This window comes from Tunturiibacter gelidiferens, from assembly GCF_051013345.1.
GTDB lineage: Bacteria > Acidobacteriota > Terriglobia > Terriglobales > Acidobacteriaceae > Edaphobacter > Edaphobacter gelidiferens_A.
In genome coordinates, this window is the sequence record NZ_CP132939.1 from 6,328,004 (window position 1) to 6,350,302 (window position 22,299).

Annotated in this window: 17 protein-coding genes and 2 pseudogenes; 10 read left to right on the plus strand and 9 right to left on the minus strand. The window is 59.1% G+C overall.

The annotated features are described in order from the left end of the window. Positions 1 to 3 precede the first annotated feature (3 nt). The 4 genes from RBB80_RS32075 to RBB80_RS32090 are packed head-to-tail and all read right to left on the minus strand — an operon-like array spanning position 4 to position 5,638. Positions 4 to 1,629 carry a hypothetical protein gene (locus tag RBB80_RS32075; RefSeq protein ID WP_433966139.1) on the minus strand — a complete coding sequence of 542 codons (1,626 nt, stop codon included), beginning with the start codon at positions 1,627 to 1,629 and terminating at the stop codon, positions 4 to 6. Next, on the minus strand, positions 1,626 to 2,420 hold the full coding sequence (locus RBB80_RS32080; RefSeq protein ID WP_433966140.1) for a peptidylprolyl isomerase: 795 nt from the start codon (positions 2,418 to 2,420) through the stop codon (positions 1,626 to 1,628). The genes RBB80_RS32075 and RBB80_RS32080 overlap by 4 nt, the downstream gene beginning before the upstream one ends. Further along, on the minus strand, positions 2,421 to 3,290 hold the full coding sequence (locus tag RBB80_RS32085) for a BamA/TamA family outer membrane protein (protein WP_433966141.1): 870 nt from the start codon (positions 3,288 to 3,290) through the stop codon (positions 2,421 to 2,423). It lies immediately after the preceding gene. After that, positions 3,287 to 5,638 (minus strand): POTRA domain-containing protein, encoded by a 2,352-nt coding sequence (locus tag RBB80_RS32090; RefSeq protein ID WP_433966142.1) that lies wholly within the window; start codon positions 5,636 to 5,638, stop codon positions 3,287 to 3,289. The genes RBB80_RS32085 and RBB80_RS32090 overlap by 4 nt, the downstream gene beginning before the upstream one ends. Before the next feature lie 353 nt (positions 5,639 to 5,991). On the opposite strand from RBB80_RS32090, the gene RBB80_RS32095 reads away from it, so the two are divergent. The 10 genes and pseudogenes from RBB80_RS32095 (at position 5,992) to RBB80_RS32140 (ending at position 16,892) form a co-directional block, all read left to right on the plus strand. Then, entirely contained in the window at positions 5,992 to 7,086 is a 1,095-nt protein-coding gene (locus RBB80_RS32095) for a ThiF family adenylyltransferase (RefSeq protein WP_433969992.1), read from the plus strand. Between the two features lie 173 nt (positions 7,087 to 7,259). Further along, positions 7,260 to 7,924 (plus strand): annotated as a pseudogene (locus RBB80_RS32100) (RNA polymerase sigma factor). Further along, positions 7,921 to 8,229: a hypothetical protein gene (locus RBB80_RS32105; RefSeq protein ID WP_433966143.1), complete on the plus strand. Its 309-nt coding sequence runs from the start codon at positions 7,921 to 7,923 to the stop codon at positions 8,227 to 8,229. The pseudogene RBB80_RS32100 and the gene RBB80_RS32105 overlap by 4 nt, the downstream one beginning before the upstream one ends. A gap of 302 nt (positions 8,230 to 8,531) precedes the next feature. Beyond that, entirely contained in the window at positions 8,532 to 10,970 is a 2,439-nt protein-coding gene (locus tag RBB80_RS32110; protein WP_433966144.1) for an ABC transporter permease, read from the plus strand. 607 nt (positions 10,971 to 11,577) lie between these two features. Further along, a complete protein-coding gene (locus RBB80_RS32115; RefSeq protein WP_433966145.1) occupies positions 11,578 to 11,901 on the plus strand; it encodes a GIY-YIG nuclease family protein in 324 nt (107 codons plus the stop codon). A gap of 766 nt (positions 11,902 to 12,667) precedes the next feature. Then, entirely contained in the window at positions 12,668 to 13,264 is a 597-nt protein-coding gene (locus RBB80_RS32120; protein ID WP_433966146.1) for a shikimate kinase, read from the plus strand. Positions 13,265 to 13,968: 704 nt separating this feature from the next. Next, positions 13,969 to 14,490: an AI-2E family transporter gene (locus RBB80_RS32125; RefSeq protein WP_433966147.1), complete on the plus strand. Its 522-nt coding sequence runs from the start codon at positions 13,969 to 13,971 to the stop codon at positions 14,488 to 14,490. 136 nt (positions 14,491 to 14,626) lie between these two features. Beyond that, positions 14,627 to 15,232 carry a hypothetical protein gene (locus RBB80_RS32130; RefSeq protein ID WP_433966148.1) on the plus strand — a complete coding sequence of 202 codons (606 nt, stop codon included), beginning with the start codon at positions 14,627 to 14,629 and terminating at the stop codon, positions 15,230 to 15,232. 273 nt (positions 15,233 to 15,505) lie between these two features. Further along, complete coding sequence (locus RBB80_RS32135; protein WP_433966149.1) at positions 15,506 to 16,312, plus strand: RsmE family RNA methyltransferase; 807 nt, start codon at positions 15,506 to 15,508, stop codon at positions 16,310 to 16,312. A 106-nt stretch (positions 16,313 to 16,418) separates the two neighbouring features. Then, positions 16,419 to 16,892, plus strand: coding sequence for a methyltransferase family protein (locus tag RBB80_RS32140; protein WP_433966150.1), 474 nt, complete (start codon positions 16,419 to 16,421; stop codon positions 16,890 to 16,892). A 201-nt stretch (positions 16,893 to 17,093) separates the two neighbouring features. Here RBB80_RS32140 and dnaJ read toward each other — a convergent pair whose 3' ends face one another. The 5 genes and pseudogenes from dnaJ to RBB80_RS32165 form a co-directional block, all read right to left on the minus strand. Further along, positions 17,094 to 18,242 carry a molecular chaperone DnaJ gene (gene dnaJ / locus RBB80_RS32145; protein ID WP_433966151.1) on the minus strand — a complete coding sequence of 383 codons (1,149 nt, stop codon included), beginning with the start codon at positions 18,240 to 18,242 and terminating at the stop codon, positions 17,094 to 17,096. 351 nt (positions 18,243 to 18,593) lie between these two features. Then, positions 18,594 to 19,163: a nucleotide exchange factor GrpE gene (locus tag RBB80_RS32150; protein ID WP_433966152.1), complete on the minus strand. Its 570-nt coding sequence runs from the start codon at positions 19,161 to 19,163 to the stop codon at positions 18,594 to 18,596. A 330-nt stretch (positions 19,164 to 19,493) separates the two neighbouring features. Further along, a complete protein-coding gene (gene hrcA / locus RBB80_RS32155) occupies positions 19,494 to 20,570 on the minus strand; it encodes a heat-inducible transcriptional repressor HrcA (protein ID WP_433966153.1) in 1,077 nt (358 codons plus the stop codon). A gap of 214 nt (positions 20,571 to 20,784) precedes the next feature. Then, a pseudogene (locus tag RBB80_RS32160) lies at positions 20,785 to 21,617 on the minus strand (Mrp/NBP35 family ATP-binding protein). Positions 21,618 to 21,717: 100 nt separating this feature from the next. Then, complete coding sequence (locus tag RBB80_RS32165) at positions 21,718 to 22,239, minus strand: acyl-CoA thioesterase (RefSeq protein WP_179581726.1); 522 nt, start codon at positions 22,237 to 22,239, stop codon at positions 21,718 to 21,720. Positions 22,240 to 22,299 lie beyond the last annotated feature (60 nt).

Sequence of the window (22,299 nt, forward strand, 5' to 3'; positions counted from 1 at the left end):
GTTTCACCCCGTCGGAGCAAACGTCAAATTTCCATCTACCTCCACCGTATCGGAGATATTCTTCGCCGGGCCGCCCCACTCCACCTTCACCGGCCCGCTCACAGCCGTATCAAATCCCAGATCGCCATAGTCCTCCGGTGCCGTCACGTCCATAATCGTTCGCAGCGGAATCTTCGTAACCGTCGCAGTCAAATAGGCGTGCGCAACCTGCACCGGCGGCACCTTCACCGGCTCCGTAATCGGAGCCTTCGCCCCGATCGTCTTTGCAGTGGTATTCGCCGTTGTGATCGCAGCCTTGGTCGAAGACGAACTCACCGCAACATCCTGCGGCGGTACCTCCCCTAGCCAGTTCGCAATTCGCAACTCACCCGCCGCGCTGCCTCCGCCAGGCAGATATCCCGTCAGCGCAGTCAACAACAACTCCGTAGGCGTCACATGCAACGTCCCGCCGCCATCGATATCGTGCAATCGAACATTCTCATCCCTGTAAGCCGCCTTGTGAATCTTCGCCGTCCCCACCAGAAGATATCCAGCCACACAATCCGGATCAGGAGGCAGCGGCCGCGGAGGCTTCGCAGTCTCCGCAGGATGGCTTCGTCGCCAGAACGGCGGATGCTTCTGCGCCACCGAGGGTGAGGTCGTGCAGTTGTGCCCATTCAAATCCAGATCCACCGTGCCTGCATTCAGACCGTCCACATCGGCCAGCACCGAAATCTGCTTTATCTCGACCGTTCCCTTCACGGTCGCCTGCCACTCTGGTTTAGCGAAGTTCTTCAAGCTCCCGGTCGCATCCAGCTTGGAACTCTTGCCTGTAGTGAAGTTCAGCCGCTGCAACTCAATCGTGTCTCTTCCCAACTCCAGCGTAAGGCTCAACGCCGACTGCGCCTCCGCCTGCTTCCCCATCTTCGTCCGAAGATCCTTCATGTCGACCGTTGCGCCATACCGGTCCGTCGCAGCAAGGTAATGTACCTCCGCATCCAGATCTCGCGCAGCAACGTTGAACGGAATCGCCCGGTTATTCACCACCGCCACTCCATTCGACAGCACCACCTCCTGCGCCTTCAGGTCCAGTAGCGTATCTGTAACCGACTCCTTGCTCGTACTAGGATGCTTCGGCACCGGTTGATTCGTCTTTCCATCTTTATCAACGATCAAATGGAACTGAGGATGCTCCACTCCCAGGTAGTTCAACCTCACATGCGAAGAAATCCCGCTGCCCGTTACATGCGTGAAGAAGTCGAAGATCTCTACACGAAGCAGAACCTTATCCACCGCGAGATAAGGAGCCTCTCCCGGTCCTTCAAGCCCATGGATCACCAGCCCATCGGCCTCTACGGCAAGGTGCCAAAGATCGAAGCTGATCTTCGCCAGCTCCACTCTTCCGCCAGTGGCGTCCTCCAGAACTTTAACAACCTCCTTCCCCACGCGACGATTGAAGTCGTTCGTCTTCGAATACCAGGCGAACGCCACAAACAGCACCACCACCAGCACCAGCAACGCGGCCACAGTCCAGCCGATCCAGATCATCATCCGCTTCGCCAGCGACCTCTTCACCTTCGCAATCTCACCGGCAACTTTCGCCTCGAGCTCGTCTTTTTTGTCACTAAGTTTTTTCTCCAGGTCGCTCATGGCGCCACCTCACCTGGATTCATAATCTTCACGCTGCCCTGCACCCGCAGCGACTTCAACCAATCCACCAGCAGCGTCCCCACCTGCTGCTGCAGCAGCACCTCTTCAATCCTCTTCGAGATCGTATCCAGCTTGGGCGGAGTTACATTTCGCTTCGCATACTCCGGCGCCATTCTCTTCTCGTAAAACTCTTTGATCTCAGCGTCCGAAACCTTGATTCCATTCCGGAACCGCACCTCAATAAACCTCAGCAGTTGCATCCGCAGCCGCCACCGCTCGCGGAACTCCTCCACCGTAAATCCATGGTCGCCGAGATACTTCTTCCAGCCCTCATCCGACTCGCAGTGATACTCTTTGCAGTCCGGAATATCCTTCCGCAGCATCGTCAACTGGTCATCCAACGCCTTATCGGAGATAGCATCTTCCGGCTCCAGTTCCGCCTGCTGCAAGATCAAATCGCGATCGATCAATCGTTCGATCGTACTGTCCCTCGAACGGTCCCCTGCAGTCCTGCGATAAGGTTGAATGTCCTCAAATCGCCGTTCTTCATCGACATCGCTCTCCAGAATCACATCGCCATTCACCACCGCGACCAGGCGATCCAGCACCACACCCTGCTGGGCAACCGAACCAGGCGTAGCCTCAGGCGCGGAACTTGCAGCACCAACCGGTGGTGTCGTCTTCTGCCCGGCAGGCGATTGCAAAGCAGCCAAAACCTGCCCGCTTGGCCACGCAGGCGTCAACGCAAGCGCAACCAGCAACAAGCACGTATTGTGCGTTATCCAACGCATCTAAAAGCTCTCTCCGATGCTAAAGAAAAAGTTGAAGTGCGAAGCCTGCCCCTCATGCGGAGGACTGTTGTTGAAGTCGTAAATGATCGGATACACCGGCGGATTAAGGTTATAGCTGAAGTCCACACGAATCGGTCCAACCGGCGTCCTGTAGCGCGCGCCAAGCCCAACCGCGTGTGAAAAATAATTGAAGTTGCAGGTCCCGATTATCCCCGAAACGTTCGCGCAAGTCTGCTTGTTCGGCTGATGGAACCGCGTAAAACTCGGAAACATATCACTCGCATTCTGAAACACATTGCCCATATCGTGAAAGATCACGAAGTTCACGCTATTCCCCACTAACGGCAAAGTCTGCGGCGGTAGCCTCATCTCAAGCGTATTCACGAACGCCGCCGACCCGCCCACAGGAAAGCCGGTCTGCAAGTCCCTGGGCCCGGCTCCGTTGATCGGAAATCCGCGATGCGAATTCGCGCCGCCTGCATACAGCCGCTCCGGCAGCGGAATCGCATTGCAGCTGGGATTCGTCGTAAGCAACACTCCAAGGCACGCTTCGTTTCCTACGTTTGGATTCACACCCGACGCACGCTCGTAGCCAATCCGAGTCTCGCGTGCCAACACGTACTTCAGCTTGCCGAACTGGTAGTACGTCGAGTTCGTTCCATCCAGCTTCCAGAAGTCCGTCTGCGACCCAAACTTCGACGAAGCGACAAAGCCCTGCACCGTCGAGTACTGTCCCTTCACCGCGTTCAGCGGCCCCGGCGACCGCGTATCGTGAAACCACGTAACGCTCGGCCCGCCTACGCGCACAGGCTGAGACAGCAACGGAATCAAATCCGCCGAGACCTGCAGGCTGTTCGGGTTCACCTTCACCCGGCGATACAGAAAGTCGTAGATAAACGTATCCCGCCGCCGTAGCTTTTCCGTAATTCGAAAGTCCCCTGCAGCGTCGACGCCTGAAACGTCGAAATGTCCTGGATGTTCGAGTAGCCACCTGAAATCGCCGCACTGAAGTTCTTGCTCCCATGCACATGAGGATTCTGCAGCGTCAAAATCGCCACCTGCTCCAATAATCCATACGACGTGTGCAGCGTCAGCGAATCCTCCGACCCCCGCAGATTAATTCGCGACACATCCAGCGACACCCGCGGGCTCACTCCAGCCCTCCCCTCCTGCGTCAACTGGTTGCATGGGTTCAGCATCAACTGGATGCACGAGGCCTCCGAGATCATGCCTTGTTGCGGCGTTCCAGTCTGTGCCTCAAACCCGAACCCATACGTAACGTTCCACCGCTTCGCCTCCGTCAACTGCAGCACCACATTCTTCTGCGGTGCGTCTCCCGCAGGGTTCTGTACCGCCGCCACAACCTCATTGAACAAAGCAATGTTGTACAAATTCCTCTGCGTCTGCAGCAACGCCGTCTGATCCAGCGGGTCCCCCGCATGCACCAGAATCTGCGATGCGACAACACTCGGCCTCGTCTTCTCCACTCCCGATAGCAGCACGCGATTGACGAACACCTGCTGCCCCTCGGTCACGTTCAGCGACACATCCGTCTTATCCGCGTCCGCCGTCTCCTTCGTCTGCCTTATCTCCACCTTCACCTGGTCGAACCCATGCGCCAGGTAGTACTGCAGAACCGTGTCGCGGTCGCCGGATACCGTTACCAACGAAAACGGCTGGCCAGCCTGCGCATTCATCAATCCCCGCACATCCTGCACGCGGCTCGCATTCACACCCGTCAGGTCCACCTTGCCAAACTTCTGCTGCGGCCCCTCGACAATAGTGAAGGTCACCGCAATCTCCCCCACCTTCATCGTCTTGCCGTTCTTCGCAGTCGTAACATCCTTCACATCCGTCGTCACTTTGGCTTGATCAAAGCCATTCGCCCGATAGAGCGCCTGAATCGCACTCACATCGCCCGACACCAGCGCCGGACTGTACCGCCCACTCCGCTGGTACGCATTCGACTTCTGCACACGCATCCGCTCCCGCAGCAGATCATCTGTGAAGTACTTGTTGCCCTTCAAGTCCACCGCCACTACCTTATGCTTCACCCCGCGATCCACAGTAAACACCACCTGCTCCGCCGTCGTACCGTTCCCCACTACCCTCACATCCACCTTCGCGTCGAAGAATCCCTGCTGCTGTTCGAAGTCGCGAATATTGAACACACCCTCGTTCAGCAGGTCGTTATCAATCGTGCCTTCTTCGAAGATCGGAACCAGGAGATGCAGACGGCTCGTAGAAATCTTCGCCCCCTCCACCGACACCTTCACCTCCGGTCCCTGGTTAGCATGAAATTCGTAGTCCACCTTGTCCCGCGCATCGTCGTACGTCTGTTTCTGCAGCGTAACCGTCGCCTCCAGCCGGTTCTTCTTCTGATACAGCTTCCGCAATCGATCGAGCGCGTTGCTCGTCGTATCCCGCCTTATCTTGCTGTTCTCTTTCAGCTTCGACTTCTTGCGAAACTCTTCCGTCGTCAACCCTGTATCGTCACCCACCAGCTTTATCTGTCCCACGCGAGCCTGCGGTCCAATTGCAACCGTATACGTTACATTAACCTGATCGCCTGCTTCATCCACCTCCGACTTCACCGCGACCGTCGGCTCGTAGAACCCCTGCTGCTGCAGAATCTCCTTGATTCCTGCCGTCCCCGCCGGTATCTGCGAATCGGTAAACGCGGTCCCCGGAGAAAGCTTCGTGGCAAACTCCAGCAGCGAGGTCAGCCGTTCGCTCTTCACCCCCGCAATCGTCACCCGTCCCACATAGTACCGAGCCGTCCCCGCAAAGATCAGCGTCACCTGGTCGCCCTGCCGAATCCCTCGAACCGCAATATCCCGATATCGCCCGCTTGCATAGAGCCGCCGCAGACTCGCCCGCACCTCCTGCGGATCCAGCGGCACGCCCACCTTCTGCGTCAACTCCTTCGGCAGCGTATCCGTTGCATCGAACCTCACACCCTCAAACAGAATCTTCTCGACGATCAGCCCCTTCCACTTCCACACCGAAGTCGTCAGCCCCGCATTCTTTTCGTCAACCGAATCCGGCTTCTCCTCAACTGGCTTGGTCTGCTGACCCTGCGCGGGCGTCGCTCCACTCTGCACTGTACCCGGCGTACGCGCCGGAGTTGACGCAGCCGGCACCTCCTGCCCCAGGGCCGCACCCGCCATCAGCGACAACCCGACCCACACCGCCGCAACGACACACCCGTACCTCATCCACCGTGGTATTCGCGCGCGACCTCGAAGCACCTGACCCAAAAAACCACCCATCATTCCTTATCTAATTTTGAGGAGCCCAGCAAGTCTTTCATGATGTGCAGCAAGCCCGCATCCAGCCCGCAAACCCGTTCTACCGTAGGATGCCGAAAGCCAATGGCTTGTCAGCCGGTTCCCTGCACATCCGTCCTTCCCTATACTACGAAACAGCCGCCTTTTTTTGACGGTGCGACCTCCATCATGTCAAAGCATCCAGCACCCCCTTCGAAGAACCGACCGCGAGCATCCACATCGGCACCCCCAGGGACGCGCCCTTCAAAACCGACACCCCTAACCGAGCCACTCCCGATCACATCGCTTCAGATCCCGGCATTCTCGATACCGACCGCTACTCCCGCCAAATTCTCTTCCCTGGCATAGGAGCCTCCGGCCAGCGTCTCCTCGCCTCCGCCCACGTCGCCATCATCGGCGTCGGAGCCACCGGAGCCGCCACCGCCTCGCTCCTCGCCCGTGCCGGCGTCGCCACCCTCACCCTCATCGACCGCGACTTCGTCGAGCCCTCCAACCTCCAGCGCCAAATCCTCTTCGACGAGGCCGACGCCCGCGACTCTCTTCCAAAAGCCGAGGCTGCCCGACGCAAAATCTCCCTCTTCAACTCCAACGTCACCGTTCACTCTCACATCGCAGACCTCATCCCTGCCAACATCCACGAGCTCCTCGCACCCGCCCATCTCATCCTCGACGCCACCGACAACTTCGAGACCCGCTACCTTCTCAACGACTACTGCGTCCAGCAATCCAAACCCTGGATCTACGCCGCCGCCATAGGTGCCTACGCCGCCACCATGAACATCCTCCCGCGTCGCATGCAAGCTGATACTGACAACGGAGAACCGGCAACAGACAACTACGCCCCGACCGCCTGCCTGGCCTGCATCTTCCCCAAGCCCCCCACCGGCCCCGTCGAGACCTGCGATACCGCCGGCATCCTCTCCACCGCCGTCAACCTCGCCGCCTCCATCCAAACCACCGAAGCCCTCAAACTCCTCACCAACCAGCCCCACCTGATGCGCCGTACTCTTCTCTCCCACGACCTCTGGTCCAATGAGCGCACCGAGATCACCGCCACCAAACCCAACCCCTCCTGCACCGTCTGCGGCCAGCGCATCTTCACCCACCTCGCCGGCGAAGGCCGCCCCCACATCACTCTCTGCGGCCGCAACTCCGTGCAGATCCACGAGCATCACCGCCCCGTAGACTTCGCCGCCATGCGCGACCGCCTCGCGCCTCACGCCGATATTCACGACCTCCGCTTCAACGAACTTCTCCTCCGCTTCAAACGCGGCCCACACACCTTCACTCTCTTTCCCGACGGCCGCGCCCTCATTCAGGGCACCACCGACATCACCCTCGCACGCTCCCTCTACGCCCGCTTCATCGGCTCATAATCATCGGCTTCTCCCAGCGCCAAACCTCTCATCACTCACGTCTTCCACTCACACAACCCTTCCCACCTATCTTCCATCCAAGTTAGCTGTACAGAACTTAATCTCCGTTTGCGGTAGGCTCGATGCAGGCGAAAACTTAACGGTGAATGATTTATTTAATCCGGAGTCTAGCTATGGACGTCCAAGGCTTACGAATGACCCAACCAACACCACCTACTCCCGGCGTTTTCAAGCGCAACCCGCCCATCGCAGGCGAAGCCGAAGCCATCGAAGCAGCGAAGAATGGAGATGCAGAAGCGTTCTCCCGCCTCTATGCCCTCCATAAACGCCGCGTCTACACCCTCTGCCTCCGCATGCTCGGCAACGTCTCAGAAGCCGAAGACATGACTCAGGAGGCGTTCCTGCATCTCTTCCGCAAGATCGGCAGCTTCCGCGGAGAGTCCGCCTTCTCCACCTGGCTTCACAGACTCACGGTAAACTTGGTGCTCATGCACCTGCGCAAGAAAGGTCTTAACCTCGTCTCTCTCGAAGAGACCATCAACCCCTCGGAAGAAGACGCACCCAAGCGCGACTTCGGCAGCCGCGACCTTGCACTCACCGGCTCAGTCGATCGCGTAGCCCTCGAGCGTGCCGTAGCCTCCCTGCCCCCGGCTATCGCATGGTCTTTGTCCTCCACGATGTCGAAGGCTTCGAACACAACGAGATCGCCACCATGCTCGAGTGCTCCACCGGAAACAGCAAGTCGCAGCTCCACAAGGCCCGCCTCAAACTCCGCGAACTCCTCCGCCAGCCCGACCCAGCTGCCCAGCCAAACGGCCTCAAGGAGGTAGCGGTATGACTGAGTTCAAATCTCTTGACTTCGACGCCATGACTCCAGCTGACTTCGAGACTTATCTGCCTGAGTTCTTTGCCAACGGAGACGGCCACGTCAGCACCGATCCTCGCCTCCAAACCTTTCTCAAGAACAACCCCGACTGCGCCGCCCTCGTTCGCGATCTCGAAGCCATCGCCGACCAGGCCCGCAGCCTCTTCGAACCCACCGAGGACCAGGACCCCAGCGACGCTGTCTGGAGCAACATCCAGAACAAGCTCAAGCAGGGCGCCGCCGGAAAAGACGACCTCCCGATTCGAAATACCGTCTAGCCCATAGCATCAACTCGAATAGCCCAGCCTCCGCACGACAAGCGAGCTGGGCGATTTCACTTCGACAGTCGAGCCTCGAAAAAGAACCCCAATCCCCCGCTCAACCCTCACGCACACCCGGTAAGGTGTACATCCGTGGACTCTCGCGTCCATTTGCGGACACAGTCTCCGGCAAATCACGCACCGCAAAATCCCAAAACCGACAAACACAGCCAGATCGTTGACTCAAAATCGCCTCCACGATTTGGGCACCCACATGCTCCAATACCGATAGATTCAATCGCTGCTCCCCCGGAGTCTGCATGAGATCTCTCGTCCAAGACCTGCGCTACGCCCTACGCCAGCTCCTGAAGAGCCCCGGCTTCGCGATCACATCCATCCTCTCTCTCGCCTGTGGAATCGCAGCGACCTCCGCCGTCTTTAGCGTGGTCTGGGGAGTAGTGATGAACCCCTATCCCTACGCCGCCCCCGACCGCATGGTGCACTTCGCCCTAGGAGGCACCACCGCCGGCGGCTACAACGGCTTAGCGATCACAGCAGCGCAATGGCAACAACTGCGCCAGCTCCCAGCCATAGAGGACTCGATCCTCCTGAGCTTTAAACGCATGACCATCACTGGCAGCGACCTGCCCGAAGACGTCCAGGGCACCCAGATGACTTCTAATGCCTTCAACTTCTTCGGCGTACCCGCACTGCTCGGCCGTGTGATTCTACCGTCCGACGCCATCGAAGGCCACGACCCGCAACCAGTCGTCGTGCTCGGCTACAAGTTCTGGCAGCGCCGCTTCAACGGTGACCCCGCCATCATCGGCAAAACCATTCAATTTGATCACCAGCCGTACAACGTAGTAGGCGTTGCCGCAAAGCGATTCGTCTGGAACGACGCAGACGTCTATCTCCCCCTCAAGACAACCTCAGGCGCCGACGCCTACGCACTGGAAGCACGCTTGAAACCAGGAGTCAGCCACCATCTCGCCGAACAGCAGATGCAAAGCCTCATCGCACAGTTCGAAAAAGACACGCCTCGTAACTTTCCGCTCAAACCAGGGCCTTTGACCATCATCGGCCTGAACGAACAGTTCCTGAAAGCGATCGGCCCCTCACTCGCGCTCCTCTTCGGCGCCGTACTCCTGCTCCTCGCCATAGGTTGCGGAAACGTGTCGATCCTTCTCCTCGCACGTGGCGTCGCGCGGGAGCATGAGTTTGCCGTGCGCGCAGCCATCGGTGCCTCCCGCGCGCGCATCATCCGTCAGCTCCTTACCGAAGCCCTGCTGATCTCAGTCACCGGCGCCGGACTTGGAGTGCTCCTCGCTTACAAACTACTGGCCGGAATCGTCGCGCTGCTGCCAAAGGACGCGTTTCCCCACGAAGCCTCCTTCGCGATTAACCTTCCCGTACTGTCCTTCTCTGTCGCAGTCGCTTTGCTGACTGGCATCCTCTTCGGTCTGTGGCCCGCGCTCCGACTCTCCCGGCCCGATGTCCGCGAAGCCATGCAAACCGGCGCGCGCAAAGTCGCCGGCACAGTCAGCGGCCGAATGCTCCACAACACCCTCATCGCAGGTCAAATCGCTCTAACGCTTCTGCTCTTGTCCGCCGCTACAGCAGCCGTTCAAAGTTTTCTCAAGCTCGCCCACACTCACCTCGGATACGATCCGCACAACAGCATGTCGATCGGCGTTCCACTGCGGGAGTCAGCCTACCCCTCCCTCGCCGCGCGCATCGCCTATGCCGAACTGCTCCGCAACAAGATTGCAGAGATCCCCGGCGTCAACATGGCAGCCCTCTCTGCGAACGCCACTCCACCAAACAACGGCCTCAACTCGCCGATTGAGCTCTTGGGTCAACCTTCGTCCAACGACAGAACAGCTCGGCTCAACTTTGTGAGCGAGGGGTACTTCCCGTTGCTCAGGATTCCTCTGTTGAAGGGCAGAATCTGGACAGTAGCCGAAAACCACAACGCCAACCATGTCGCAGTCATCAATGACTCGCTCGCCCGCAAATACTTCCCCAACGGAGATGCAGTCGGCCACTCCATTCAAATGACGGTCCTCAAAAATGTCCCTCCCTATGTAACCACTCAACCCGGAGCAGGTGATTGGCTTCAGATCATCGGCGTCGTTGAAGACAAGCTCGACGATGGCCTTAGAAATCCAGTGGTACCCGAGGTATTTATCCCTTACACGATGGCAATGTGGGCTTACACCCAATTCCTGATCCGTACCGACGGAGCGCCCACCGCAATGACCCACACCATCGCCCAGAAGCTCGCCTCCGTCGATCCAGATCAACAGATAGGCGGAGAGGTTCGAGACCTCGAACACTGGGTCAGCACCCAACCCGAATACGCGCTGGGCCAGCTCCTCTCCTGGCTCTTCACCTCGTTCGCTTTGCTTGCTCTTCTCCTCGCGGCAGTCGGCCTCTACAGCGTCGTCTCCTACACCGTCAATCAGCGAACCAACGAGTTCGGCATTCGGATGGCACTCGGTGCGCCTCGCAGCAGCGTCCTCGAATTAGTCGCTCGCTCAGCGACCACCAGCGTCTGCGCGGGTGTAGCGCTCGGCGTCTTGCTCACGATTCTGCTTCAAAGAGGGTTGGCGCACTGGGCAACCGTAACCATCCAGAGTTCTGGTCCACTGCTCTGCGCCATCGCGATCCTCGCATCGGTCGTCCTCATCGCCAGCGGCATCCCAGCCCGCCGCGCCACGCGAATAGAACCGATGGAGGCACTGCGCTACGAGTAACCCGCCCACGGCACCTTACCACTGTCCGAATCGGAAACGCCATCCTCAAACCCACTACCAAACCAGATCCGAAACCAGCCCCGCCCCTCCGCAAAAATCGTCATCTCGACCGAAGCGTCCACCCCCAGAAATCGTCATCTCGACCGAAGCGTCCTAACACCCCAAAAATCGTCATCTTGACCACAGCGCCATTACACCCCCCAAAGAATCGTCATCTCGACCGAAGCGACGGACAGTCTCATCGTCCGTCGCGCAGTGGAGAGACCCCCGCATTTTGTCTTCGTCCCAAAGCCCTCACAGGTCTACGCGGTCGCATCGCGGAAAGGCCATCCTCAAGCCCTCTACCACCAGATCCGAAACCAGCTCCGCCCCTCCGCAAAAATCATCCTCTCGACCGAAGCGTCCTAACACCCCAAAAATCGTCATCTTGACCACAGCGCCATTACACCCCCCAAGAAATCGTCCTCTCGACCGAAGCGTCCACCCCCAGAAATCGTCATCTCGACCGAAGCGACGGACGGTCTCATCGTCCGTCGCGAAGTGGAGAGACCCCCGCATTTGCCTTTGTTGTTGTCTGTTCTCCATCGAACCCTGCAATAATCCCGCTATGCTCGAGCAAGCCTACGTGTACATCCTCTCCAGCACCTTTCAAAAACTCTACATAGGCGTGACGACACAAATCGAACTCCGTACCACCCAACACAAAGCAGGAAGGTACGAAAGCAGCTTTACCTCGAAGTACAAGATCGACAAACTCGTCTACTTCGAGCGCTACACTGAAATCACCGCCGCCATTGCACGAGAGAAACAGCTCAAACGCTGGTCTCGCATCAAGAAGATCCGCCTGATTGTCGCGCAAAATCCAACCTGGAAAGATCTAAGCGAGGAATGGGGCAAACCCATCGCACCCTTCACCGAACCAACTACATAACACCCAGAACACCGAATACCATCAGAACACCCTCAGAAATCATCACTCGACCGAAGCGTCCTAACACCCCAGAAATCGTCATCTCGACCGAAGCGTCATAACACCCCCAGAACTCATCATCGCGGCCGAAGCGTCATAACACCCCCAAAAAATCGTCATCTCGACCGAAGCGACGGACAGTCTCATCGTCCGTCGCGCAGTGGAGAGACTCCCGCATTTCGCTTTTGCTGTGCCTGTTCTTCTGTTCGTCAAATTGAACCACCAATGAACCGTTGGAGAGCTTGTACGGTCGTAATAGAGGTGAGAACATCACAACGTGAGCGTCCAGAGGATGGCTGAGATTCGCCGGGTAGTACGCCTTTGGCTTTTTGGATTCGGCTTTGTCTTCTTTCTTATGAATTCCCTCAATCCATTCGAGTATTCCTTATCTGCAAATCTTCTCGAGCGCATTTTAGGTTTAGCAGTCGCTGTGGGATTTGCAATCTGCTGGTCTCGCTCGCTCCGCCATCGTCAAGACCCAACTAACTGACCCCCTTGCAATCCCCCAAACCCCCGGTGTATCGTCGTACCAGCATGTCGAGCCGCTTCCAGTTCGCTTTTTTACCTGCTCCTATTGGCGCCACCCCGCGGCCAGTGGAGTCCTCGCATGCATCTCTGAAAACACCTAAAAAACTTCAGAGTCTTCGACCTTCCCGAGCCGCAACCCACACCAGGTTGCGGCTCTTTCGTCTTCTGCACACGTTTACAGGCACACTAAGGAGAGGCAATGACGTCCACCGAACCCCAAACCGAATCCCAGACCCAAATCAAGACCCAAACAGAAACCATGACTCAAGCCCCAGCCCACCTCAAACGTCTCGTCCTCACCGGCTTCATGGGAGCAGGCAAATCCACCATCGGCCGCCTCCTCGCCGCCCGCATCGGCTGGAACTTCCTCGACCTCGACGCCCACCTCGAAGCCCGCACCAGCGCCACCATCCCCCAGCTCTTCGAGCAGCACGGAGAAGCCCGCTTCCGCCGCCTCGAGTCCACCGCCCTCGCCTCTGCCCTCGGCTACAGCAACATCGTCCTCGCCCTCGGCGGAGGAACCCCCGAAGACCTCACCAACCGCCTCCTCCTCGAACAAACCCCAGCCACCTTCACCATCTTCCTCGACGCACCCTTCCCCACCCTCTTCGACCGCTGCATGCTGCAGGACATAGCCCGCCCCGTCCTCGAGGACCCCGCCGCCGCCCAACTCCGCTTCGAGCGCCGCCACCCCCTCTACCGCCGCATGGCCGGCCTCACCATCGCCACCTCGAACCAAACCCCAGCTCAAACCGTAGAAGCCCTCCTTCTGGCCCTGGCTGACAGAAAAACGTAATAGCCGCAAAAAACCGTCACCTCGACCCTGCGCGAAGTCGAACGGGCTGGCGCATCCGCCGCCGTAGCGCAGAAACCCGCGCCCCACACCCGAGACTCAAACTCCGCACTCCCGCCCCTAAGCAGTGGAAGCGCACACTATCTGCATCTCAACGTCAGCACCCCAGGAGAAATCGGCTGACCAACCCCACACCCGACGACCTCACCCCGTACGAGAAAAAAACCGCGCCCAGGTCCGCGGCAACATCGTCTTCTTCTTCGTCGTCATTGTCCTGCTCGCCCTCGCCTGGACCCTTCAGAAAGAGTTGCTGATCATCTACGTCAGCGGTCTCTTCGCCGTCGTCCTCATGCCCGCAGTCGCGCGCATCCGCCAGTTGAAGATCCGCAACTACCAGCCCTCCCGCGGCGTCGCGATCGTCATCCTCATAGCCGCCGTCGCTGGAATCCTCGGCATCTTCTTCACCACCGGCCTCCCCCTGTCCTCAGCGACCTTCGTAACTTCTCCGCCGAACTCCCCCAGCGCATCCCCGAGGTCGTCGCCCGCATCAAGAAGCTCCCCCTCGCCGACAAGTTCGGCATCGACTCTCTCGCCCAGCGCGCCGCCGGAGCCTTCGACGCCACCGCCACCTATCTCTTCACCTCCCTCCCCTCTGGCTCTCCCATCTCTTCGACATCCTCACCGCCGCCTTCCTCTGCATCTACTTCATGCTCGAAGGCGAGCACGCCTATCACTTCTTCCTCTCCCTCTTCCCCGACGCCGAACGTCACCGCCTCAACAACACTCTCAAAAAAGCCGAGCGCAAGATCAGCAAGTGGCTCGTCGGCCAGGGACTCCTCATGCTGATCCTCGGAGTCTGCAGCACCATCGTCTTCGGCCTCCTTCACGTCCGATACTTTCTCCTCCTCGGCTTCCTCATGGGCCTCTTCAACATCATCCCCATCGCCGGCGGAGTCATCACCATCGTCGTCGCCGCCGGGGTCGCCGCGCTCGACTCCTGGACCAAGATGGCCGGCGTCCTCATCTTCTACGCCATCTACATCAACATCGAAAACGCCATCCTCACCCCGCGCATCATGCGTTCCAGCGTCAATCTCATGGGCCTCACCGTGCTCGTAGCCCTGCTTCTGGGCACTGCCTTGGCCGGCATCGTCGGCGCCCTCGTCTCAGTCCCCACCGCCGCCCTCATCACCGTCCTCCTCCAGGAGTACGCCGTCCAGAAAGAATGATTCACCGCCTCCAGCTCCCTCTTCCCGGAACCCGCATTTTCACCTCTACCAATGCTTACAAATCCCAGCGGGCAATCGATTGCGTTAAATTTCAGCTTTTTTAACCTTCTGAAAACCAATCACCCTTGCTATTCTCATGCCAGTGTCCGACCTAAAGTTTGCCCAACCCGCTCGCAGCAACCTACTGGCACCGGTCCTCCTGGCGTTTCTGATCCTTGGCATCACGCTCGCCCTGGTCATGCGCTTCACACCGCACAGAACAGCCGACCTCGACATCCTCCACACCGCCGTCTACCCCGCCCACACCGTCTTCAAAGGCGAGTCCATCCTCGTCGGCCACGATCAGGGCCAGGACGACCTCTACGTCCTCACCACCCTCCGCATCACCGACGGCCTCCGTCTCCCCCTCTTCCTCAAAGACTTCACCGCCACCCTCACCACCGGCGACGGTCAGGAGATCACCACCAGCGCCGTAGAAAAAGACGACTTCGCCAACCTCTACACCACCTTCCCCGCGCTCAAGCCCCTCGCCTCCGAACCCCTCCTCCGCGAGACCATGATCAACCCCGGCCAGTCCGCCGAAGGCATGATCCTCCTCCACTTCCCCGTCACCCAGGCCGTGTGGGATCACCGCCGCACCGCCATTCTCAACGTCGACCTCTACCACCAGGGTCAACAAGGCGTCATGATCAGCCGTGCCAGCGAAGCCGTCCCTACCCCCGCTTCCAAACTCGCCAACTGATTCAACTGACCCTGAGACGCAGCCCACAAACTTTTGGGACGCGCTCAACCGACTCAACTGACCTTCGGCCGCACCCCCGAATCGACGACTCACGTCCCGGACGCAACACAAATCGATGACGTGCTCTTGAAACCAACCACAAATCCCGTCATCCCGACCGGGTCCTGAGCGAGCAAAGCGAGTCGAAGGGGCAGTGGAGGGACCCCCGCATTTCGCCCGAAGCGCCCAAGCCTCCGTGAGAATCCACCCTCCACCAACCCGTAAACTAACTCCATGACCCGCCGCCGCTGGATCGCCGACGCCTGGACCGCCACCACCGCATCTCTCACCGGCGACCAGGCCGCCCACCTCGCCCGCGTCCTCCGCGCCGAACCCGGCCAGATCTACGACGTCGTCGCCAACGGCTTCCTCCACCGCGCCGAGATCACCCACGTCACCGCCGGGGCCAACGATCAAGACAACGAAGTCCTCTTCACCCTCCACGAAGAGCTCTCCTCCGACGCCGCCCTTCCCCTCCATCTCCTCCTCGCCGTCTTCAAGTTCGACCACATGGAGTGGGCCATCGAAAAAGCCACCGAACTAGGCATCGCGAAGATCACCCCCGTCCTCGCGCGCCGCACCGAAAAGCACCTCGCCCAATCCGCCCTCAAACGTGCCGAACGCTGGCGCCGCATAGCCCTCGAAGCCAGCAAGCAATCCCGCCGCACCGACATCCCCAACATCGCCGACCCCATCCCACTCAAGCAGGCCCTCGCCGAAGAAAGCTCTCCCACCCGCATCCTCTTAAGCGAAACCGAACAATCCACCACCCTTACCGACGCCTTAGAGGACTCCCAATCAACCACGAAAGACCGGGTGCCCCATCCTTCGCAGTCTCATCGCGAAGCGCGGGATGAAGACCCCTCCTCAATCCAAACCACCCACGCCCTCGCCATAGGCCCCGAAGGCGGCTGGACCCCCGAAGAGATGAGCCTCTTCACCACCCATCAATGGCAGCCCGTAACCCTCGGCCCCCGCATCCTCCGCGCCGAAACCGCCGCCATCGCCGCCATCGCCATCGCCTCCACCCATATCACCTGAACGGACGACCTCCATGCAAAAGTACTTCGGACCTCTGACCATTGTGCTTCTGCTTGGCCTGGTAGGGAGCCGCGTCCTGCTGTTGAGAAGCAGAGGAATCAAAGCGATGAACTTCGGCAAAATCGACAAAAAGGACTACCTGATTCCGCCGTTCGCCTTCTTCTACTTCTACCTCGTCTTTGCCGCTGCATTCCATCTTCCGACCGTAAGCAGGCAAGAACTCTTTCACTCCCGAATAGCCTCCTGGGCTGGAGTTCTGCTTTGTCTGGCAGGTCTGCTCCTGCTGCTCCTGAGTCTCATCTCCTTCGGCAGGAGCTTCCGCGTCGGCATTGACCAGACCCACCCGGACAAGCTCGTAACCACCGGCATCTTTGCCTTCAGCCGCAACCCAATCTACGTGGCCTTTGCGTCGGTCCTGATGGGCCAGTTCCTGCTCTTCTCAAACTGGATTCTCCTGGTCTATCTGCTCGCCGCCATCTGGCTCTTCCACCGCCAGGTATCACGTGAAGAACAATACCTGAGAGGTCACTACGGCCAGCAATACTCCGAATACTGCACTCGAGTCAGCCGCTATCTTTAGACCTGATAGTCCTGCCGGACGGGCCCACTACGCGTGGGGCGGTCACTTCGTGACATGTAAATCGCTGCGCAAGGTGCTCCCGTTGGTCGCAAGCAAAAATCCGCGCCGACCAACGGAAGGCCCCAAGAGTTAGTCCAACCCAGACAAGGTACACGCGTCACGAAGTGACCGCCGCCCGCGCAGGGCGCCCGTCCGGCAGCACTAGCTGAACATATCCTTCACCTTATCGAACAGCCCACGCGACGTAGGCGTATTCTCCACCACCATCGTCTCGCTCAACTGCTTCAACAACTCCCGCTGTTGCTTATTCAGCTTGCCCGGCGTCTGCACCCGAATCTCCACGATCAGATCGCCCTTCCCATGCGAGTTCAGATGCGGCACGCCCTTGCCCTTCAGCTTGAACGCCTTCCCATTCTGCGTTCCTTCGGGAACCTTGATCGTCGCCGCACCCTCCAGCGTCTGAATCTCCAGCTCCGTCCCCAGCGCCGCCTGCGGAAACGAGATCGGCATCACGCAATGCAGGTCATCGCCATCGCGCTCAAAGAACTTGTGCGCCTTCACACTCAACACAACGTACAGATCACCAGCAGGCCCGGCAAACTTGCCCGCCTCACCCTCGCCCGAGTAGCGAATCCGCGTATCCTGCTCCACGCCAGCCGGCACCTTCACCATAATCGTGTGCTCACGCTGTACCCGCGTCTCCCCCTTGCACGTCTGGCACGGGTCAACGATCAGCGTCCCCGTCCCTCCGCACACCGAGCAGCTCCGAGCCACCGAAAAGAACCCTTGCTGGAATCTCTGCTGCCCCCGCCCGCCGCACTGCGTACAAGTCACCGGAGCCTTGCCCTTCGCCGCGCCCGTACCCCTGCAATCGATGCAGTTCTCCATGCGCCGAATCGTGATCTCCTTCTCCTTGCCGAAGACCGCTTCCTCAAACTCGAGCTTCATGTCGTACCGCAGATCGCGCCCACGCTGCACGCGCGAAGCCTGCTGACGCCCATTGCCGCCCATGTTGAACATCTCGCCGAACAGATCGCCGAAGATATCCCCCAGGTCCTGCGGATTGCCGCTGAACCCGCCCCCAAATGGACCACCAGCGCCGCCGCCGTTCTGAAACGCCGCATGTCCATACCGGTCGTACGCCGCGCGCTTCTCCGCATCGCTCAGCACCGAGTAGGCCTCGCCGCACTCCTTGAACTTCTCCTCCGCAGCAGGATCGTTCGGGTTCCGGTCCGGGTGATACTGCATCGCAAGCTTGCGATACGCCGTCTTCAACTCCTGGTCGCTCGCATCCCGCGAAACACTCAATACTTCGTAGTAGTCAACCTTCGTCACGTTTGCCGTCGCCATATCCCTGAAATCTCTTTCTGAATCCTTACTTCAAAAATCCGTCTTCCACTTCGGTTGAACCTCAAAAACGACGACCTTCAACCCACAAAGCTACGTTCAAACAACAAAGCAAGTTTCATACAAAGCAAGTTTCATACAAAGAAGAAAACGTCATCTCGACCGAAGCCGTTCACGGTCTCATCGTGAACGGCGCAGTGGAGAGACCCCCGTATTTCGCCTTCGCCTCGCATCTGCTTCAGACCTTGCATCTCCTCGTAAATCTGTACCCAACACTTTTGCCGATATCTCGACCGGAGGTGGAGCACTTGGTGTGCAGTGGACGAAAACCACACGGCCAATCAGCCAAAACCATCAATCCGCAACCTGATCCGGATTCGCCGCAATCCTCACCAGCGCCGGCCGCAACAATTTCTCGCGGATCTTGTAACCCCGCCGAATCTCCTCCAGCACCTGATGGTCAGGGAACTCCTTAGTTTCGATGCTTCCCAGAGCCTCATGGATTCGAGGGTCGAACTGCGTCCCAACCGTCTCGACCGCCTGAACATTCAACCCCTTCAGCGCGTCTTCCATCTGCTTCAGAATCAACTCCACGCCACCCCTCAGCTGCTCCGCCGTGCCGTTTGCCTTCAAAGCCAGCTGAAAGTTATCCATCACGCCCAGAAACGGCTCAACCGTATTCGAGATCGTATAGTCCCGCGAATCAGCCCGCTCCTTCGCCTCACGCTTCCGCGCGTTATCGAACTCGGCCTGCAGTCGTACCAGACGGTCCAGCAACTGGTCCCGCTCGCCCTTCACCTGCTCCAGCTCCGCCTGTGCGGGGCTCATCTCATTTATCGGCTCAATGTCAGAACCCACAACCACCTCCGGGTCAACAACTCCTTGCCCGTTCATCTCATCCTGCATCTCTTTAGAACTCCTCATTGTGTTACCTCTTCTATTGTTGCCCATCCGGGCCCATCGCGCGAACTGCTCCCTGGCGTTCATCGCGAAAATCCTCTTGCTGCCGTCCCAACTCCGAACGTCCCACCCTCTCGAACTCCCAAAGTCCCACCCCGCTCACTCCTGGAAAAATAAATCTCAAAAACTTGGCGTATGTTTTGCGCCCCGAAAAACGACATCCAAAACACCACATCCACCACGCAAATCACCACATCCACACCACAAATTCGCCACGCCCCAACACCCTATTTTCTCAAAAACCCCAACAAAAACCACACCTCACCACGTCCAGAAAAAATTCGCCCCCCAAAATCAATCCTCCGGATGCAGCATCCGGTCAAAAACCTGCGCGATATAGCTCACCGCATTCATCGTGTTCTCGTAGTGCATCCGCTTCGGCCCAATTACCCCCACCGTCCCGCGATTCTCCCCACCCATCCGCGCCGGAGCCGCAATCAGCACAAGTCCCGCCATTTCAGGAGCTTGCTCCTCCAGGTCAAACACCACCCGCACACTCTCCTGCCGCGCATCGATGTAGGCATTCAGCAACTCCACCAACCTCTGCTTCGCCTCGAGCGCCGTCAAAACCTCCCGCAATCTCTCCCTATCCTCTTGAGAACCAACGAGATTCGCCACTCCATCGACATAGACCGTCTGCACCGGCACTCCAGACTCCGGCACCGCCTTCACCCAAAGCTGGTGCACAGAGTTCAGCAACCGCTGATATTCACTCTTCTCCCGCTCCACCAACCGGGCAATCTCCGCCCGCACTCGCTCAACGCTCCACCCACGAAAGTTCTCATTCAGGAAATTCGCCGCAACCTCTAACTCCCGCACCGTCAAGTCTTTATCAAGCGCCAACACCCGGTCCCGTACCAGCCCGCTCCGTGTCACCACCACGGCCAGCACCCTCGCCGGAGCCAGACGCGAAAAATGCACGTGCTCCAGCATGTCTCCATCCGCCGCCGCAGCAATCGCAACCCCTACCCCACTCGACAGCGTAGCCAGCACATGCGACGTTCGCTCCAACACCGCCTGCGTCCCCGCAACTCCAACAAAACTCGAATCAATCTGCGACCGTGACCGCGCCGACAGCCGCGCCGCATCGATTCGCGGATTAGCCCCGCCGCTCAACTGCTCCACAAACATCCGAAACGCCCGCGCCGTAGGCACCCGCCCTGCCGACGTATGAGGCTGTTCCAGCAGCCCCGCATCAGCCAACTCCACCATCTCGTTCCGCACGGTTGCAGGACTAAGCCCAGCACCCTCACCACTTTGCAACCGTGCAATCGTGCCCGAACCGACCGGCTCGCCCGTCTCGATATAGCTCTCAATGATGGCGGTCAGAATAGCTCTCTGCCGCGCCGTGACCCGCTCCGCATCCGCCATTCGTCCCCTCCACCATTAACTCTACGCCAGCCGTCAAGCACCCAACCCCATGTCCTGCCGGACGGGCCTCCTGCGCGGAGGGCGGTCACTTCGTGACGCGTATACCTGTCCTTGCCCATCCAGCAGCACCGGCCGATAACCAGCCGAGACAAAGGTACACAAGTCACGAAGTGACCGCCCCGCGCGCAGCGGGCCCGTCCGGCAGGACAACCACTTACGAGATCTCCAACACATCCTCACTTTTCGAGGCAATCTCCTTCGCCTTCTCCGCCACCCTAGCCGCGATCAGGTAGAAATCCTTCGCCAACTTCGAATCCGGCCCCGCCAACGCCACCGGCAGGCCCTTATCTCCACCCTCGCGAATCTGCGGATCAAGCTCCACCGCCCCAAGAAACGCGAGCCCAAACTGCGCCGCTGTCCTCTCCGTTCCACCCGCCCCAAACACGTCGATCACCTGACCATCCGGCAGCGTCATCTGCGACATATTCTCCACCAGCCCAATCACCTCCACCTTCACCTGGTGGAACATCTCCAGCGCCTTCCGCGCATCCTGCAGCGCCACGCCCGACCCCGTCGAAACCACCACCGCCCCCGTCAAAGGCACCGTCTGCACCAGCGAAATCACTACATCGCCCGTCCCCGGAGGCAGATCGACAATCAGATAATCAAGCTCCCCCACTCCACCTGCTGCAAAAACTGCCGGATGATCTGGTGCAACATCGGCCCACGCATCACCATGGGCTTGTCCCCCGGCGAGATCAGACCCACCGAAATAAACTTCACCCCATGCGACAGAATCGGCTCGATCCGGTTCTCCCCCACAATATTCGGCTGCCGCGTCACGCCCAGCATCATCGGTACATTCGGCCCATAGATGTCCGCGTCGATCAGCCCGACCCGATATCCCAGCTTCCCCAGCGCAACCGCCAGATTCACCGCAACGGTCGTCTTCCCCACACCACCCTTACCGCTCCCAATAGCCACTACATGCGCCACACCCGGCAAAGGCTGCGGCCCCTGCGGTACTCCTGCTCCTGTGTGTCCCATAACCTTCTCCTATCTGACTAATCCATTCATTGTCATTCCGAGCGCAGCGAAGAGACCCGCATCTCACCCCGAGCTTCGCAATTTGCTACTCCGCGGAGCGCTAAACGTGCCAGCCTGCTCCCAGCGCCGCCCGCATCTCTTTCTTCCTCTGCGTCTCTCCCGCTCGCATCTCGCGCCGCCGCCCGGCATCTTCAAACCTGCGCTTCTGATGCTCAGTCTCCGGCACCACCTGCGGCACAACCAGCCTATTCCCCTCGCGATCCACCGCCACAAACGTCAGATAAGCCGAAGAGACATGCCGCAGTCTCTGCTCCCGCACATCCTCTACCATCACCCGTACACCAATCTCCATCGAAGTCCGAAACGCACGGTTCACGCTCGCCTTCAAAATCAGCAACTCTCCAACCCGCACGGGAGCCACAAAATCCAGATGATCCATACTCGCCGTCACCGTAAACGCCCGCGCATGCCGGCTGGCAGCCATAGCGCCAACCAGATCGATGTACTGCATCAAACGCCCGCCAAACAGGCTTCCCAGCGCGTTCGAGTCTGCCGGCAACACAATCTCGCTCCGCTCCGACTGCGACTCAGCCACCGTCCGTTCCAAAACCAAATCACTCATTCCTACAAGTCTAAATCGCCACAAAGCCACGTGCCGAACGCAGACACCTGCAACACCACA